At 40.3% G+C, this 15,517-nt stretch carries 18 protein-coding genes and 1 riboswitch; of the genes, 12 read left to right on the top strand and 6 right to left on the bottom strand.

Annotation, left to right across the window (positions count from 1 at the left end):
* Window positions 1-127: 127 nt before the first annotated feature.
* Complete coding sequence (locus H9648_RS02245) at window positions 128-430, bottom strand: YunC family protein (protein ID WP_066397323.1); 303 nt, start codon at window positions 428-430, stop codon at window positions 128-130.
* A gap of 375 nt (window positions 431-805) precedes the next feature.
* Between H9648_RS02245 and H9648_RS02240 the strand changes: the two genes are divergently transcribed.
* The 6 genes from H9648_RS02240 (at window position 806) to H9648_RS02215 (ending at window position 6,802) form a co-directional block, all read left to right on the top strand.
* A complete protein-coding gene (locus H9648_RS02240) occupies window positions 806-1,600 on the top strand; it encodes a thymidylate synthase (protein WP_191752144.1) in 795 nt (264 codons plus the stop codon).
* Window positions 1,597-2,073, top strand: a complete 477-nt coding sequence (locus tag H9648_RS02235) for a dihydrofolate reductase (protein ID WP_191752143.1) — start codon at window positions 1,597-1,599, stop codon at window positions 2,071-2,073. Before H9648_RS02240 ends, H9648_RS02235 begins: the two co-directional genes overlap by 4 nt.
* A gap of 72 nt (window positions 2,074-2,145) precedes the next feature.
* Window positions 2,146-2,985, top strand: a complete 840-nt coding sequence (yunB, locus tag H9648_RS02230; RefSeq protein ID WP_191752142.1) for a sporulation protein YunB — start codon at window positions 2,146-2,148, stop codon at window positions 2,983-2,985.
* Window positions 2,986-3,089: 104 nt separating this feature from the next.
* Window positions 3,090-3,272, top strand: a riboswitch (Lysine riboswitch).
* 142 nt (window positions 3,273-3,414) lie between these two features.
* Window positions 3,415-5,004 carry a Na+/H+ antiporter NhaC family protein gene (locus H9648_RS02225; RefSeq protein WP_191752141.1) on the top strand — a complete coding sequence of 530 codons (1,590 nt, stop codon included), beginning with the start codon at window positions 3,415-3,417 and terminating at the stop codon, window positions 5,002-5,004.
* Between the two features lie 189 nt (window positions 5,005-5,193).
* The gene (locus H9648_RS02220) at window positions 5,194-6,696 is read left to right on the top strand and encodes a sodium-dependent transporter (RefSeq protein ID WP_191752140.1); all 1,503 of its coding nucleotides are present in this window, start codon (window positions 5,194-5,196) and stop codon (window positions 6,694-6,696) included.
* Window position 6,697: 1 nt separating this feature from the next.
* On the top strand, window positions 6,698-6,802 hold the full coding sequence (locus H9648_RS02215; RefSeq protein ID WP_137791787.1) for a methionine/alanine import family NSS transporter small subunit: 105 nt from the start codon (window positions 6,698-6,700) through the stop codon (window positions 6,800-6,802).
* Window positions 6,803-6,964: 162 nt separating this feature from the next.
* On the opposite strand, the gene H9648_RS02210 is transcribed toward H9648_RS02215, so the two are convergent.
* The gene (locus H9648_RS02210; RefSeq protein WP_191752139.1) at window positions 6,965-7,966 is read right to left on the bottom strand and encodes a M23 family metallopeptidase; all 1,002 of its coding nucleotides are present in this window, start codon (window positions 7,964-7,966) and stop codon (window positions 6,965-6,967) included.
* Between the two features lie 204 nt (window positions 7,967-8,170).
* Between H9648_RS02210 and lipA the strand changes: the two genes are divergently transcribed.
* Window positions 8,171-9,055: a lipoyl synthase gene (lipA, locus tag H9648_RS02205; RefSeq protein WP_191752138.1), complete on the top strand. Its 885-nt coding sequence runs from the start codon at window positions 8,171-8,173 to the stop codon at window positions 9,053-9,055.
* 41 nt (window positions 9,056-9,096) lie between these two features.
* On the opposite strand, the gene H9648_RS02200 is transcribed toward lipA, so the two are convergent.
* Window positions 9,097-9,708, bottom strand: coding sequence for a YhcN/YlaJ family sporulation lipoprotein (locus H9648_RS02200; RefSeq protein ID WP_191752137.1), 612 nt, complete (start codon window positions 9,706-9,708; stop codon window positions 9,097-9,099).
* Between the two features lie 121 nt (window positions 9,709-9,829).
* Here H9648_RS02200 and H9648_RS02195 point away from each other — a divergent pair, with 121 nt between their 5' ends.
* Entirely contained in the window at window positions 9,830-10,105 is a 276-nt protein-coding gene (locus H9648_RS02195; protein ID WP_066397303.1) for a YutD family protein, read from the top strand.
* Window positions 10,106-10,181: 76 nt separating this feature from the next.
* On the opposite strand, the gene H9648_RS02190 is transcribed toward H9648_RS02195, so the two are convergent.
* Window positions 10,182-10,478 carry a hypothetical protein gene (locus tag H9648_RS02190; protein WP_225218678.1) on the bottom strand — a complete coding sequence of 99 codons (297 nt, stop codon included), beginning with the start codon at window positions 10,476-10,478 and terminating at the stop codon, window positions 10,182-10,184.
* Between the two features lie 92 nt (window positions 10,479-10,570).
* Complete coding sequence (locus tag H9648_RS02185) at window positions 10,571-10,840, bottom strand: DUF3055 domain-containing protein (RefSeq protein WP_144698299.1); 270 nt, start codon at window positions 10,838-10,840, stop codon at window positions 10,571-10,573.
* A gap of 103 nt (window positions 10,841-10,943) precedes the next feature.
* Here H9648_RS02185 and H9648_RS02180 point away from each other — a divergent pair, with 103 nt between their 5' ends.
* The 3 genes from H9648_RS02180 to H9648_RS02170 all read left to right on the top strand — a co-directional run bounded on the left by H9648_RS02180 (window position 10,944) and on the right by H9648_RS02170 (window position 12,956).
* Complete coding sequence (locus H9648_RS02180; RefSeq protein WP_191752135.1) at window positions 10,944-11,384, top strand: DUF86 domain-containing protein; 441 nt, start codon at window positions 10,944-10,946, stop codon at window positions 11,382-11,384.
* An 81-nt stretch (window positions 11,385-11,465) separates the two neighbouring features.
* Window positions 11,466-12,122 carry a helix-turn-helix transcriptional regulator gene (locus tag H9648_RS02175; protein WP_225218721.1) on the top strand — a complete coding sequence of 219 codons (657 nt, stop codon included), beginning with the start codon at window positions 11,466-11,468 and terminating at the stop codon, window positions 12,120-12,122.
* Window positions 12,123-12,188: 66 nt separating this feature from the next.
* Entirely contained in the window at window positions 12,189-12,956 is a 768-nt protein-coding gene (locus tag H9648_RS02170; RefSeq protein WP_191752133.1) for a TIGR01457 family HAD-type hydrolase, read from the top strand.
* 406 nt (window positions 12,957-13,362) lie between these two features.
* On the opposite strand, the gene H9648_RS02165 is transcribed toward H9648_RS02170, so the two are convergent.
* A complete protein-coding gene (locus H9648_RS02165) occupies window positions 13,363-13,860 on the bottom strand; it encodes a phosphatidylglycerophosphatase A family protein (protein WP_066397286.1) in 498 nt (165 codons plus the stop codon).
* Between the two features lie 202 nt (window positions 13,861-14,062).
* On the opposite strand from H9648_RS02165, the gene yutH reads away from it, so the two are divergent.
* A complete protein-coding gene (gene yutH, locus H9648_RS02160; protein ID WP_191752132.1) occupies window positions 14,063-15,085 on the top strand; it encodes a spore coat putative kinase YutH in 1,023 nt (340 codons plus the stop codon).
* The last annotated feature ends 432 nt before the right edge of the window (window positions 15,086-15,517 follow it).

The raw sequence follows: 15,517 nt of genomic DNA, 5'->3' as shown, positions 1-15,517 counted from the left end.
GTTTTATTGCAAATGTCGATATATTTCATTTTTCGCCGATAAATTTAAAAAATTGCCGATATAAATGATTTTCTGCCGATATATTCCGTTTCTTGCCGATATTTTTCAAATCTCGCCGATAAATTCTCTAGATCATTTTTAAAAGTGCTTTTCGCCCTTGCATACCAACTTCAATACCTTTTTCTTTTGCTTCAAGAGTAATAGATTCTAAAGGTGCATCCAGCAGCTGCTCGATTGTTCTAACTCCGACAGCGCGTCCTGCGATAATTTTACGGTCTGCTAACTTTTCATTCAGTAGTGCCACGTCTAGTGCTCCACACATGATATATCCATTGTCGTTGAATACAGCCATAAAATTCGTTTTTGGCAAACGAAGGGTGACAGCGGTAAACGGATGTCCTTCAATTAAGATCGGGTTCATCTCTAACATGCTTCCACTCCTTTCTTCACTATTATTTTTATGTGTACAGAAGGGAAAAAGTGTTAGGTGTTGAAGCTATTTTTATGACTTTTTCATGAACAAAAAGGGAGTCGGATATGATACGATTAAAAGAAAATGGCTCTTATAGGTAAACCTTTGTTGCCTTTGGAAGTGGTTGGTTTCCGTTCCAGGTGCTCGCTTTCCGCGGGGCAGGCGGTGAGCCACATTCGTACGTTTCACTCTTAAGTGTCTCACCCGCCGGCCTGTCCCGCAGGAGTCTCGCACCTTGCACTCCAACCAACTGTCACAGCAGCAAAGAAAAATGAGGTTTGAAAGCAACAATTTTATAAAAAAGAGTCAAAGAAAATGAGGAGGCGATGAAGGATGAAACAATACTTAGATTTTCTTCAAGATATCTTACATAACGGTACAAAAAAAGAGGATCGGACAGGCACGGGTACCGTTTCTGTGTTCGGTCGTCAGATGAGGTTCGACCTACAGGAAGGATTTCCGCTTGTTACGACAAAAAAGCTGCATTTAAAATCAATTATTCATGAATTGCTTTGGTTCTTAAAAGGCGACACAAATATTGCTTATTTAAAAGAAAACGGTGTGCGGATTTGGGATGAGTGGGCAGATGAAGATGGAAACTTAGGTCCTGTTTATGGACATCAGTGGCGCTCATGGTCGGCTCCGAACGGTGAGACAATCGATCAGATCTCAAACGTAATCGAAGACATCAAGAAGAATCCAGATTCAAGACGACTAATCGTCTCTGCATGGAATCCTTCTGATATTCCGAATATGGCGCTGCCACCATGTCATTTATTGTTTCAATTTTATGTTGCGGATGGAAAGCTCTCCTGCCAGCTTTATCAGCGCTCAGCAGACAGTTTCTTAGGGGTGCCTTTTAATATTGCGTCATATGCTTTGTTAACGATGATGGTGGCTCAAGTAACAGGACTTAAACCAGGTGAGTTTGTTCACACTGTTGGTGACGCGCACATCTACACCAATCACCTTGAACAAGTTGAGCTTCAGCTTACTCGTGAGCCAAAGCCTCTTCCTAAGATGAAGATTAATCCGAACGTGACGAGTATTTTTGATTTCACATATGAGGACTTTGAGCTTGTAGATTATGAGGCGCATCCACACATTAAAGGCGTGGTGAGCGTATGATCTCGTTTGTTGTAGCGATGGATGAAAATCGCGCGATCGGCAAAGACAATGATCTACCGTGGTACTTACCTAACGATCTCAAGCATTTTAAAAACGTAACGATGGGAAAACCAATCGTGATGGGTCGTAAAACGTATGAATCCATAGGAAAGCCTCTGCCTGGTCGAGAAAATATCGTGGTAACAAGAGATGAACACTATCAAGCAGAAGGAACGACGGTCGTTCATTCTGTCGACGAAGTGCTAAAAAAAGAAGCAGAAGAACTATGTGTGATCGGTGGGACAGAGATCTTTAAGCTGTTCATGCCAGTTGCAGACCGCCTGTATGTCACAGAGATCCACCATACCTTTGACGCAGATACGTATTTTCCCGAAATCAATCGTGATGAGTGGCGTGAGGTCTCTCGTGAGCCGGGTATCGTTGATGAAAAGAACAAATATCCACACGATTTTGTCGTGTACGAAAAAAATTAAAAACATAAAGTTTGAATGAGCCCCCCTCTTGTCTGCATACATATGTATATGTAGATAAAGGGGGGTTACCTTTTGCTTAAGCGCAGAAAAATGAAACTTCGAAAAGGGCCACTTCCATTCCGATTTGTACTGTTGATCTCATTTATTCTGTTTACTTTTATAACGATTCAAGGATTATGGCTTGTAAACAAAGGAATCGAACCAACACTCATGTTGATCGCACAAAAGAAAACAGAGGAAATTGCTGCTCTTGCCATAAGTGAAGCGATCGACAATGAAATATTAGGACCTTCAGAAATGAATGACATCATCGAATATAAAACGGATACAGAAGGAAATGTCGTCTTTGCTGGAATCAATCAGAGTGTTGTCAACCAGGTTGCGAACCAGTCACAAAAAGTCGTTCAAAAATACCTGAAGGAAATTGAAGAAGGTAAAGCACATGAAGTGATCACCAATGATGAGTTAGGGATAACTGCTTATAAGAATGAACCGGGCGTTATTATGGAAATACCACTGGGGCAAGCAACAAGAAATTCACTCTTAGCGAACTTAGGTCCTAAGATTCCGATTAAATTTATGCTGATAGGTGAAGCGAACACAGATATCGAGGAGAGAATAGAGAATTCAGGAATCAACAATACGTGGATTAATATTGATATCGTGGTTACAGTTAAAACGAGAATCGTTATTCCTTTCGCAACAGAAACGACAGTTGTGAAACGACCGATAAAAATAACCGCACAGTTTATAAAAGGAGAAGTTCCGGTCTATTACAATCAATCTGGAGATCCGATACAACCTACTGTACCGATTACTCCAGATTTGAAAGAAAAGGAATCTCATGATGAATTGGAGCCTTCTGAGGATAGCCCCACAGAAGAAACGGGTGAGGAAGAAGCAGCAGAATAAATGTATTTCCTTCATTTAACAAATCCTGTTTAGGTTGACCATTCGTCCTATTTTGTTATAATTGTAATTGAATTTAAAATTTTATATGTCTTTAAGCCTATCACCGATGGGGTAGAGGAGCGGATTTTATAAGTACTTTTTCAGAGAGTGACGTCTATGAAGAAAAAGGAAAGGAACTTTCGCCGAAGCAAAAGAAAACCGTCTGTTAACTTTTGCTGGGTTTACACTAAAGAAGTGTAAAACTGTCACTGCTTGGGAATTAAAAGCAGTGGAGGACTACTGATCGATGAGGAAAACCATAAATTACTTAAGTGATTGATAGCAGGTTATTTCCTTGTCTATTGATCGCTTTTTATTTTGTCCTTTTTTCCTCAACGTCCTGTAAAAACTCCTCAATATCGATGGCTAAATCAAAGAAGGAGGAACATCATGGAATTTGAGAATTCGATTTATTCATTAATACCACCCGTATTGGCAATCTTAATGGTTGTTCTAACGAGAAGAGTGTTAGTCTCATTAGGAGCAGGGATCCTAGCGGGAGCATTATTGCTTCACGATTTTAGTATTGTAGCCACACTAAAAGAAATTGGTACGATTGTGAAAGGGCATTTTATTTCAGACGGTGCATTAAATGAGTGGAATGTTTATATTCTTCTGTTCTTATTAATCTTAGGAATGATGACCAGCATTATCTCGTTAGCTGGAGGTAGCCGAGCTTTTGGAGAGTGGGCGATTTCCAGAGTAAAAACACGAAGAGGTGCACAGCTTTTAACAGTTGTGTTCGGACTCGTCATTTTTATTGATGACTATTTTAATTCGTTGGCTGTCGGAAATGTAAGTAGACCGATCACAGACCGACATCGCATCTCACGTGCGAAACTCGCTTATTATCTTGATTCAACGGCTGCACCAGTCTGTGTGATCTCCCCTGTTTCAAGTTGGGGAGCGTACATCATCGGTATTATCGGAACGATTTTTGCTACACATGAGATCACAAATATGTCTGCGTTCAGTGCTTTCATTCAAATGATTCCAATGAATTTTTATGCAGTGTTTGCACTGGTTCTTGTATTTTTCGTTGCGTATTTTCAACTTGATTTTGGACCGATGAAAAAACATGAAGAAATAGCTCTTGCTACAGGTGAAGTGATTTCAGCAGATAAAAAAGCAGCAATCGGAGAGGGTATTAAGCTCGAAGAAAGTGACAAAGGAAAAGTAGGAGACCTTGTATGGCCAATCGTGATATTGATTGTTTCAACGGTTGGATTCATGATCTATACAGGTATTCAAAATGTGAAGGGGCTAGAAGAACCAACGGCCATCACACTTTTATCTATTTTTGAAAATACAGATGTACCAAAATCATTAGTATATGGTGGTCTGCTAGGTTTAGCTTCAGCTATTTTATTCTTCCTTCCAAAGAAGATGGGTGCTGCATCATTAGGCAAAGGACTGGGACGCGGTATTCAGTCTATGATCGGTGCTGTTACGATTCTGCTTTTTGCTTGGACGATTATCTCTATCATCGATAGCTTAGGAACAGGGACCTATCTCGCGGGGTTAGTTGATCAGCATATGAATTTAGCTTATCTGCCATTTGTTCTTTTTATATTGTCAGGGTTAATGGCTTTTGCAACAGGAACTTCATGGGGGACGTTTGGTGTCATGCTTCCGATCGCAGCAGAAATTTCAGCATCAACGAATATTGAGTTAATGCTTCCAGTTCTTGCTGCAGTACTTGCGGGATCTGTTTTTGGTGACCATTGTTCCCCAATATCAGATACTACAATCCTTTCTTCAACAGGAGCAGGAAGTCATCACATTGATCACGTCATGACCCAGCTTCCATATAGCCTTGTGGCAGCTGGAGTATCTGCTGTAGGGTATCTTGCACTAGGATTAACAGAAAGTGTTTGGATAGGCCTTCTTGCATCAGCGGTTATCTTTATCCTCGCACTTTTCATCATAAAAAAAGTGTCTAGTAATAATAGCATGAGTAATGAATCTTTCAACGCTTAAACTTGAAAGTGTCTGGTAGTTAACCAGGCACTTTTTCTTATATTTATACGACTTTTTCCCCCTTATTCCGACAAAATAACTAAAAAACATTTTGACGGTTATCATGTTTTGTAATATACTGAACACAGAATTATCAGAAAAAAGTAACAATTGTAAACTTTTCGACTTCAAAAAAAGGGGGATACAACAATGGAAAATAGGCAGCAATGGGGAAGCCGCTATGGGTTTATATTAGCAGCGGTCGGCTCAGCGATCGGCTTAGGCAATATCTGGAGATTTCCAGCGGTTGCTTATGAGAACGGTGGGGGAGCATTCTTCATCCCATATCTAATAGCACTTTTAACGGCAGGGATTCCCTTACTGATTCTAGAATTTACGTTAGGTCATAAGTACCGTGGCTCTGCTCCACTTTCTTATTTCCGTCTTCACAAAAAAGCGGAATGGTTAGGATGGTGGCAAGTATTTGTAGCATTTGTTATTTCTACTTACTACGCGGTAATCATCGCTTGGGCGATTAAGTACTCCATTTACTCATTGAACTTAACTTGGGGAGACAAGCCTTCTGACTTCTTTTATGGAGAGGTTCTTCAATTAAGCAAGACGCCTGGTGACTTAGGCGGTATCGTTCCAGGTATTTTGATCGCACTTCTCATCGTGTGGGTCGTTACGCTTCTTGTTCTTTATAAAGGTGTATCAAAAGGAATCGAGCGTTTTAACAAAATTTTTATTCCAGCTTTAGTCATTATGTTTACGTTAATTGTTATTCGTGCCGTTACGCTCGATGGTGCAGCTCAAGGTTTGAATACTTTCTTCACACCTGATTGGAGCATGATGAATAATGGTAAGGTGTGGGTAGCAGCTTACGGCCAGATTTTCTTCTCATTATCGATCGCATTTGCGATTATGGTAACGTACTCAAGCTATCTGCCTAAGAAATCAGATATTAACAATAATGCATTTATTACAGGTTTCGCAAACTCAGGATTCGAACTACTAGCAGGTATTGGTGTATTTGCTGCATTAGGATTCATGGCGATGCAACAAGGTCTGCCAGTTGATGAAGTTGTAAAAGGCGGAATCGGACTAGCATTTGAAGTATTCCCAGCAATTATTAATGAGTTCCCAGGCGGTAATGCCTTCTTTGGGACAATCTTCTTCTTAACCCTTGTATTCGCGGGTATGACATCGTTGATCTCGATCGTTGAAACATATGTGTCTGCATTACAAGATAAGTTTGGTATTTCTAGAACAAAAGCTGTATTGATGGGTGGAGGAGTAGCATCTGTTATCTCATTACTTTTCGCTACAAAAGGCGGACTGTATATGCTTGATATCGTGGATTACTTCATCAACAACTTCGGTATCACGTTAGCAGGTCTTGTAGAAGTAGTCATTGTTGCTTGGTTCGTAAGACAATTGGCTGGACTTCAAAACCATGCGAACGCCATCTCTGACTTACGAACAGGTTTATGGTGGAAAGTTTGTCTTGGCGTTATCACACCGATTCTTCTCGGTTACATGATGTTCGATAACATTAGACAGAACCTTAAAGAAAACTATGAAGGTTATCCTACAGAACTGATCCTTACGTATGGTGTAGCAGTGGCAGTTGGTGTAATCGTACTGGGCATCGTACTCGGTCTAGTGAAGTGGAAATCTGAAGTGGCAGTAGAAAAAAAGGAGGTCAGCTAATATGACAGGCAGTGCGATTACAATGATGGTGATTGGCATGGTTATCCTATGGGGCGGCCTCCTCGCAAGTATTGCAAATGTGGTTCGCGTTTCAAGAAAAAAATAAAGATTGAAGCTGGTTCTTCAATTGAAGAACCAGCTTTTTCTTATGATGGCGCTCGTAATTCAGAGCAAGGCTCGAGATTTACGAGCGCCATATGAAAAATACGAGCGCCATATGAAAAAAGAAGCCCTCAAGCTTCTTTTTCAACTTTGCCACCATTCAATATTATCTTCGCCTGTTGTTAATACGCTCCTGACGTTCCCATGCTTTTAAATAAGGGTATGGATCGAATGCCCATTCCGTATATCCGTTGTCACGGTACATCCCAAAGTGAAGATGAGGAGGGAATTTCCCGGAAGTTCCGGGAGGACCGTAGCCTGAACTACCCACGTATCCAAGCACCGTCCCAGGTTCGACGATTGTACCTTTTTCAATCGCTTTATTGAAGCTCCCTAAATGGGCGTAATAATGATACACATTATTGATATCACGGACACCGATTCTCCATCCGCCAAAACGGTTCCATCCTTTAATTTCCACAATTCCGTATGATACGGCTTTTACCGGAACGCCGTAATCTGCAAATATATCTGTGCCCTCATGGATACGTAATCCACCAAATCCGCGCCGGTCACCCCAAGTGCTTCGGTAGCTATAGTTCGATCTTAATGGAACGATAAAACTGTGTTTGTCTAGAGAAACCGTTCCATAGGTCTCATAGATCTTCGCGTTTTCCATAATGATATCTACGGCTTTATCTCGTTGATAGTAGCTCCAAAGGCCGATTCTGAAATTTTCTATATCATGTCCATGCTTTTTTATGATCTCACTAAAGGTATATAGGATGTCTTCATCGTTGTTACGATCAGCAATTCCGTCGTTGTTGCCATCTCTTCCGATGCCTCCAAACATGGAGATACGTTCAGGGTTTGTATCGTCCATCGTTGGATTTATTGGTCCAGACCATTGTAAGGGAGAAAAATAAATACCGACTAATCCTTTTCTGGCAGGTAGATCTCTTCTCGCTTTTCTTACGCTTCTTTCATATTGGTCTACGCCCGCAAAGTAGTGCCATGGAATCAGAGTGACGGATTCCATTTTTTTATAGAGGCTAAGCCTTTCCACATCTTCTTTCGTAAATCGCTCTGCTGCCGTGCTCCTGCTTTCCGGAAGAAAGGTTATTAGAAGGGCTGTCAGAGTGAGGAACAGGACTGTGAATTTCCTCATACGTCCCAATCCACTCCTTTCTTTCATTTATCTATAGTTTGTTGAAGTTATAAAAAAACATGAAGGAAAAATGTTGGAAAAAACTCTTGTTTGGAATTTTGCCCTGGCGTATGGTAGAGTATTGATGGGACAATAATGTTTAAGTAGAAACTAAAATACGAACGTTCATTATACGATAGACCAAGAAAATCTGGGGTGATGATGATGGCAAAGAAAGAAGAATATGTACGTAAACCCGAGTGGTTAAAAATAAAGTTAAACACGAATGAAAATTATAAAGAACTCAAAAAGATGATGCGTGAGAAAAAGCTACATACGGTATGTGAAGAAGCAAAGTGTCCGAACATCCATGAATGCTGGGCTGTACGAAAAACAGCAACTTTTATGATCCTTGGAGATATCTGTACACGTGCTTGTCGTTTTTGTGCAGTAAAAACAGGATTACCAACAGAACTTGATCTTCAAGAGCCAGAACGTGTTGCAGAATCAGTTGAGCAAATGGGTCTGAAACACGTAGTAATCACAGCGGTTGCACGTGATGACCTTAAAGATGGCGGTGCTCATGTTTTTGCTGAAACCGTTCGTTCTGTACGTGCTCGTAATCCGTTCTGTTCCATTGAAGTTCTTCCATCTGACATGTTAGGTGACTTTGATGCACTGAAAACATTGATGGATGCAAAACCAGACATCATGAACCACAATATTGAAACGGTGCGACGTCTTTCTCCGAGAGTTCGTGCACGTGCTACGTATGACAGAACAATGGAGTTCTTGCGTCGTGCAAAAGAAATGAATGCCAACATCCCAACTAAATCCAGTCTTATGATCGGATTAGGTGAGACGTGGGATGAAATTGTAGAAACGATGGATGATCTACGTGCAAATAACGTTGATATCATGACGATCGGACAATATCTACAACCTACTAAGAAACATTTAAAAGTACAAAAATACTATACACCAGATGAGTTTAAAGAATTGCGTGATATCGCGTTCTCTAAAGGATTCAAGCATTGTGAGTCAGGACCTCTCGTGCGTTCTTCTTACCATGCTGATGAACAAGTTAACGCAGCTGCCCAAAACAGCTAAATAAAAGAGAAAACCAGAAGCATCGAGCTGCTTCTGGTTTTTTATTTGCCTTCCATTTGCCCGCGCATACTGTTCGTTTCCCCGTTCATCTCACCGTTTTCATTTTCCCCATAGTTCCACTTCTTGCCTTGAGGCGCTTTTTTCATTTGTAGGATCAACTGGTCCATGATTCCTTCGATCTGTTCGGTATCATTGTTTAAGGATTGATATTGTTCGATCTTATCGATCATTCCTTTTTCATCTGACACATACACATGATAATATCTTGGTACAACAGAGAAACCAGTCATCTTTACTTGATCTGCAGCTGCATTTCGGTCCTTGTTTGTTGTCTTGTAGCCGATCAGTACCTCTTCATCCGTTACTAATGTACCGACATCTTTAATATCCGGTAATTGCAGAACCATATCAGAGATCATATCGGCAAGCTTTTGACGATTTAAGTACGGAACAGCATTTCCTGTTTTTACTTTGTCCCCCGACATATGACGCATATATCCAAAGTCCCCATAATTCATGTTGTTGCCAATTCGATTCTCATCTTTTACATTCGTTTTAGAAAATTTATATTCTTGCCCCATCTTCTTTTGATCACCGCCGCCACATCCAGCAAGCATCAAGCCGATCAATAAGAACATTCCTAGTTTTTTCACAGGTGTTTCACCTCCTTATTCTATAGAGTGCCTTAAAGTAGAAGATCTTTACGAAGAAATTGTTGGCTGTAAAGAGCACAAGCATGGTAAAATAAGTATCAGGAAACGAGGTGAAGCATTTTTGATTACAGTTGGTAATTATTCCTATGAAGTGATTGAAGATGTAAAAGAAGCCTTTAACGAGGAACAATTTAAAGCGCGCTATAGTGAAATCTTACATAAATACGATTATATTGTTGGTGATCTCGGTTACGAACAGCTTCGACTTCGTGGGTTCTTTGAAGACAATCATGAAAAGGCTACGTTTGATACGAAGATCAGCACATTGCCGGAATACATTTATGAATATTGTAATTTCGGTTGTCCGTATTTTGTAGTCAAAAAAGTAAACCCCTGAGAAATTCAGGGGTTTTTCTTTGTCTTTAGCAATGATCGGCTGGCATGCAAGCTAGTACAGAATAAACGGAGTTCCCTTATGAGCCTCGAGAATCCTCATAAGGCTTTTCCGTATGATATTCTGGATCATCGTGTGTAGGATGAGCACCAGGATCTTGTCTTTCCAGACCTTCATGAAGGGTTTTGTTTTCATAGTTAAAGGCGCTATAATAACGCTGTTCTTCTCTCCAAGGAGTCGATTTTCCTAAAGCTCTTTTGATAGGTGAGCCATATGGACCTTCAGGTAAATCCTCAGGAAGTACGTAATTACGACCAGTCTCTACATTCGAAAAATCAGTATATTGTTCTTTTTCTTTTTCGAACAAAAAAACCATCCTCTCTTCGGCCATTTTAGGATAAGAAAGTATCCTTATCTAAAGTGTCTCCAAGAAAGCATGATTCTTTTTTGGTACATTTTGATTACATCTTAAACAACTTCAGCTAAAAATTCACGCAGCTCCATCGCGTCCTCTTCAGTTAGATTAAACGCGTGTTCTAAATAGCCTTCTTCTTCTAGATCATCTTGACCGATGATGGCATATGTACTGCCTAACATGTTTAGGACTAATGACTTTCCGTAATGTCTCGTTGTTTTCGTGATGGCAAGATCAAAGCGAGTATTACGTCCCATAAAGCTTACAAAGCGCGTTTCTGTTGTTTCTTTATCATCATATAAGAAAAATGTTTCCTCGTTCATTTTGTTCCTCCTTCGTACTAAGCAAAATTTAAATTTTGAGTCCATATGATTGGTCTTACTTTATGTTACACTTTACTTGAGAAACTTACAAAAGGTGATGACTATGTATTTTGTTGATCGAAAGAAAATCAATGAACATTTAGTGTATATGAATGAGTTAATCCATACGTTCAAAGAATTATCAGCTCCCAAAAATAAGCTTGAAACACTTGTGGTGGAAAGAATCGGACACATGTTGATCGAATCGATGATGGACGTTGGAAACATGATCATTGATGGATTTATCATGCGCGATCCTGGAAGCTTTGAAGATATTCTTGATATCCTGATTGATGAAAAAGTAATTCCGAACGATGAAGCAGTATCACTGAAAGAAGTGGTGAACCTTCGTAAGTCACTTGTTCAAGATTATACTTCTGCTGATAGTAAAGTCATATTTGATACCATTGCTTTAAAAGAGAAAGAACTCTCAGCATTTCCGTTACACGTTAAAAGGTACTTAGAAGAAGAGTTGGGGCCAGTTTCTGCATTTTTACCTGAATAAGGTTAAAGGAGTTTTTATACATTTATATTTAAAAATGTACGTTTACCCTTATTTACGATAAAATGGTGACAAAGGATGGTGATGACCATGAAGAATCACACCTCAACCCGTGATGAAATCATCTATCTTTTAAAAAGAAATAAGAGGATGACCGTTACGGAAATGGCAAAATCCCTCGGAATAACCGAAATGGCTGTTCGTCGTCATCTCAACACATTAGAACGTGACCATGTGATTGAAACGACTCTTGTACGACAGGCTATGGGAAGACCAATCCATTTTTATCATCTTACAGCAAGCGGTGACGAACAATTTCCACGAAACTATTCAGGACTAACCGTTGATTTTTTAAAAGATATAGAAGAAGTGAGTGGCACAGAAACAATCGATGAATTATTTAAACGACGTGAAAATCGTCTGCAGGATAGATATAAAGATCGAATGAACACACTCACAGAGTTTGAACAAAAAGTAAATGAACTGGCTAATATTCAAAATGAAGCAGGGTACATGGTGGACTGGGAAAGAGGAGAAGATCCCGATACTTATGTATTAACAGAGTACAACTGTCCGATCGCTAAGGTTGCGAATGAATATCAGCAAGCCTGTTCCTGCGAGCTTTCACTCTTTAAGCGCATGCTGCAAACAGACGCTGTTGAGCGAAAGACGTGCATGGCAAAAGGCGGAGATTATTGCTGTTATGTGATAAAAGAAGAAAAGCAAACATCTGAAGTCTAAAACGCTTCAGGTGTGTTTTTTTTTGAAGTAGGTAGAATGAGAATGTAGATAAAAGGAGAGAGCATATTGAAGGCATATAAAGGATTCTTGATCGACTTAGACGGTACGATGTATCGAGGAACAGAACGAATCGTTGAGGCCGTTGATTTTGTAAAAAAATTAAACGAAAAAAAGCTTCCCTATTTGTTCGTGACAAACAATTCTTCTAAAACAAAAAAACAAGTGGCAGATGTGCTTGCAGGATTTGATATTCCAGCATCTGCTGAACATGTGTATACGACGAGTATGGCAACAGCCAACTATATTGCTGAACAAAAGAAAAATGCGACAGTTTATTGTATCGGTGAGGATGGAATTAGAGAAGCGCTTCAAGAACAAGGACTAGAACTAGTAGAAGAGAAACCTGATTTTGTTGTGATCGGAATCGATCGCTCGATCACATATGAAAAGTTAGCAAAAGCGTGCCTTGCAGTCCGTAATGGAGCGACTTTTATCTCGACAAATGGTGATATCGCTCTTCCGACGGAAAGAGGACTTCTGCCAGGAAACGGCTCACTGACTTCTGTCATTACTGTTTCTACGCAAACAGAACCAACGTTTATCGGTAAGCCTGAGTCCATCATCATGGAGATGGCGTTAGAAACACTCGGAACGAAAAAAGAAGAAACACTCATGATCGGGGACAACTATCAAACAGATATCTTAGCTGGTATTCGTGCCGGGATAGATACTCTGCTTGTGCACACAGGAGTCACAACTAAGAAACACCTTGAAGAAATTGAAGTGCATCCAACGTATACCGTTAACGGGTTGGATGAGTGGGAGATCAAGTAAGCTGATTAAGAAGTTGCTCTTGAAAGTGGTTGATTTCCGTTTCAGGATGCTCGCTTTCCGCGGGGCAGGCGGTGAGCCCCTTGCCGCTATGCGCCCTTAATGGTCTCACCTGACCGCTTCTAGGAAGCATCCTTGCTCCTGCGTCTACTAGCTGATACTTACGCAGTTTGCTTCCTCGTCGCATGCCTTGCAAGAAGCTTATCAGGTAGCAGGCACGCACCTTGCACTCCAACCAACTTGCCAAGGAAGCCAAGTAATTGAATGACTTACTAATAGATAAGAACTTATGCAGTTTTTGTTTCAGGGTACTTGCTTTTCCCGGTGGGACTATTTAGCAATAACTATTTAATAGAAAATAAAAAAGGCTTAAGTCAAAGAGGATCCTCTTGTTCTTAAGCCTTATTTTTTATTCTTCATTTGCTGCACGATGTGCTAATCTGCTCGATGCTGCAGCTGCAATAGCCCCGACTATGTCGTCTAAAAAGGTGTGAACCATACCTGTAGACTTATCATTAAGCTTTTCTAGAATACCCGGTTTTTGTTTATCGATGAATCCGTAGTTGGTAAAACCGATCGAGCCATATATATTCACTATTGAGAGTGCAATCACTTCATCAATCCCATAAAGACTTTCATCCCGGGCTAATATTTCCTGAAGCGGCTGCTCTAGTTTTTTCTGTTCTGCTAATACATCAAGAGCAATACCTGTGAGAATAGCATTCTGAACTTCACGTTTGGCAATGACTCTTTCAACGTTTTCTCTACATACATCCATTTTTAGGTCAGGATGGTAGGGGACTTGGAGAAAATAAACAAGCTCAGCGATATCATTTACCGTAACGCCCCGTTCGTTCAGCTGTTTGCGTGCAGTTTCTTCGACTTTTTCCACTTTTTTATTTGGCATCCTTGTACTCCTTTTCTCTGTTAGTCTCCTTAGCTTTGTATAGTATATGTTTTCATACTAAAGTTATGAATTTATAAAAAGTACTAACCACTTCGCCTATATGGGCATACAATGTTGTATCCAATCATGCGGTGGTGTGCTCAAGTTTGATCTAAAAGAGATGATCTGCCGCTGGAAAGCTGAAGGGGTGGGGGGATCGGCTTTGTTTGAAAGAGATATATTTCATCATTATCAACTAGTTTGTGAAGACAGAAGATCTGAATCAGGTTATCGGACCTTCTATTGCAAAGGAAACCAATACATCGTGATACCACAGCAGCAGATGTCATATGAAAAACTGCAAGAAATGATTTATATCAGTGATTATCTGCAGCAACGAGGAGAGGAGAACATTCCCGTTCTACAGCCAACGATCACCAATATGCCTAGTGCTTATGTTGATGGAGAGTCTGTAATCATCTTTAAAGTGGAACCGAAAAAAGGTGAGCATCGTAGTAGTGAAATGGGCTCTGAACTTGCAGAGTTTCATAAGCGAGGAAAAGGCTTAGAACAATATTATCCAGTGGAACAAATCGCATACGGACAATGGCCTTTATTATGGATCAATCGAGTGGATGAAATGCATAACCGTTATGCAGAAATTTCGGCGAGAAAACAAAAGAACGATTTTGATCAATTGTTCTTGACGACATTTCCTTATTATGAGGGAATGGCTGAAAATGCGATTCAATATATTACAGATTACCAACTAGAGAGAGGACCTAAAGGAATAGGTTCTGCTGCTATCTGTTACGATCGATTCAGCGAGCGGTCATGGATTCGTACGTCTAACAGTTTTGTTAAGCTGCCTGTTGGCTGGGTGATCGATAGTCCGATGAGAGATCTTGCAGAATGTATCAGAGAAAAGATCTATCAGCCAGAATTCAGAAGTCATGAAGTGCTGCAGTTGATCGACGATTATGAAAGAGTTAAGCCATTATCCAAGGGAGCTTGGAGACTTCTTTACGGCAGACTCCTTTTTCCTTCACAGTACTTTGATACAGTTGATGAACATTATAATAATGAGAGAGATATCGGAAAAGAACTATATGTGCGCCGCTTTACTGACTTAATCTCGTATGAAAAGCAAAATGAGTATTTCTTAAAAAGCTTTTACAGATCGATCGGACTTCCGGTCCAAGAGTTAAATATCCCAATGGTCGATTGGCTCGTTCCAATGATCTAAAGAAAGAGGTGGCTCAAAAGTAAGATTTTTGAGTTATACCTCTTTTTTTGTTGTTTTCGTTTACAGTGTTGTCTTTGAAAGTAGTTGATTTCCGCTCCAGGTTGCTCGCTTTCCATGGGGCGAACGGTGAGCCACTTGCCGCTTTGCGCCATTAAGTGTCTCCACCTGTCTAGTTGCAGTGGCTAGCCCCTCGAGGTCAAAAGTTGAATGGTCAAGAAGGCAAAGTGCGCCTTCCTAGTCCATTCAACTTTTGCTTGTCGGGGCTGAACGAGCCACTTCCACATTTCGGGCTGGCCGCTCGTCCCATAGGAGTCGGCAACCTTCCGCTACAATCAACTTGCACAGGAAGTAAAAATAGAAAAACTTTAAAAGCAACCATTATTTAGATAACACTTTGCGCTAACCAATTTAATGCATAAGTACCATTGCTTT

Source organism: Fictibacillus norfolkensis, from assembly GCF_014836645.1.
GTDB classification, from domain to species: domain Bacteria; phylum Bacillota; class Bacilli; order Bacillales; family Fictibacillaceae; genus Fictibacillus; species Fictibacillus norfolkensis.
This window is presented reverse-complemented; position numbering and strand designations above follow the sequence as displayed.

Coding starts and splice junctions, on each gene's coding strand:
- lipA (WP_191752138.1), top strand. CDS start 8,171: ATGGCAAAGAAAGAAGAATATGTACGTAAACCCGAGTGGTTAAAAATA.
- H9648_RS02245 (WP_066397323.1), bottom strand. CDS start 430: ATGTTAGAGATGAACCCGATCTTAATTGAAGGACATCCGTTTACCGCT.
- H9648_RS02190 (WP_225218678.1), bottom strand. CDS start 10,478: ATGGTTTTTTTGTTCGAAAAAGAAAAAGAACAATATACTGATTTTTCG.
- H9648_RS02220 (WP_191752140.1), top strand. CDS start 5,194: ATGGAAAATAGGCAGCAATGGGGAAGCCGCTATGGGTTTATATTAGCA.
- H9648_RS02180 (WP_191752135.1), top strand. CDS start 10,944: ATGTATTTTGTTGATCGAAAGAAAATCAATGAACATTTAGTGTATATG.
- H9648_RS02215 (WP_137791787.1), top strand. CDS start 6,698: ATGACAGGCAGTGCGATTACAATGATGGTGATTGGCATGGTTATCCTA.
- H9648_RS02185 (WP_144698299.1), bottom strand. CDS start 10,840: ATGAACGAGGAAACATTTTTCTTATATGATGATAAAGAAACAACAGAA.
- H9648_RS02225 (WP_191752141.1), top strand. CDS start 3,415: ATGGAATTTGAGAATTCGATTTATTCATTAATACCACCCGTATTGGCA.
- H9648_RS02175 (WP_225218721.1), top strand. CDS start 11,466: ATGACCATGAAGAATCACACCTCAACCCGTGATGAAATCATCTATCTT.
- H9648_RS02240 (WP_191752144.1), top strand. CDS start 806: ATGAAACAATACTTAGATTTTCTTCAAGATATCTTACATAACGGTACA.
- H9648_RS02235 (WP_191752143.1), top strand. CDS start 1,597: ATGATCTCGTTTGTTGTAGCGATGGATGAAAATCGCGCGATCGGCAAA.
- H9648_RS02210 (WP_191752139.1), bottom strand. CDS start 7,966: ATGAGGAAATTCACAGTCCTGTTCCTCACTCTGACAGCCCTTCTAATA.
- H9648_RS02165 (WP_066397286.1), bottom strand. CDS start 13,860: ATGCCAAATAAAAAAGTGGAAAAAGTCGAAGAAACTGCACGCAAACAG.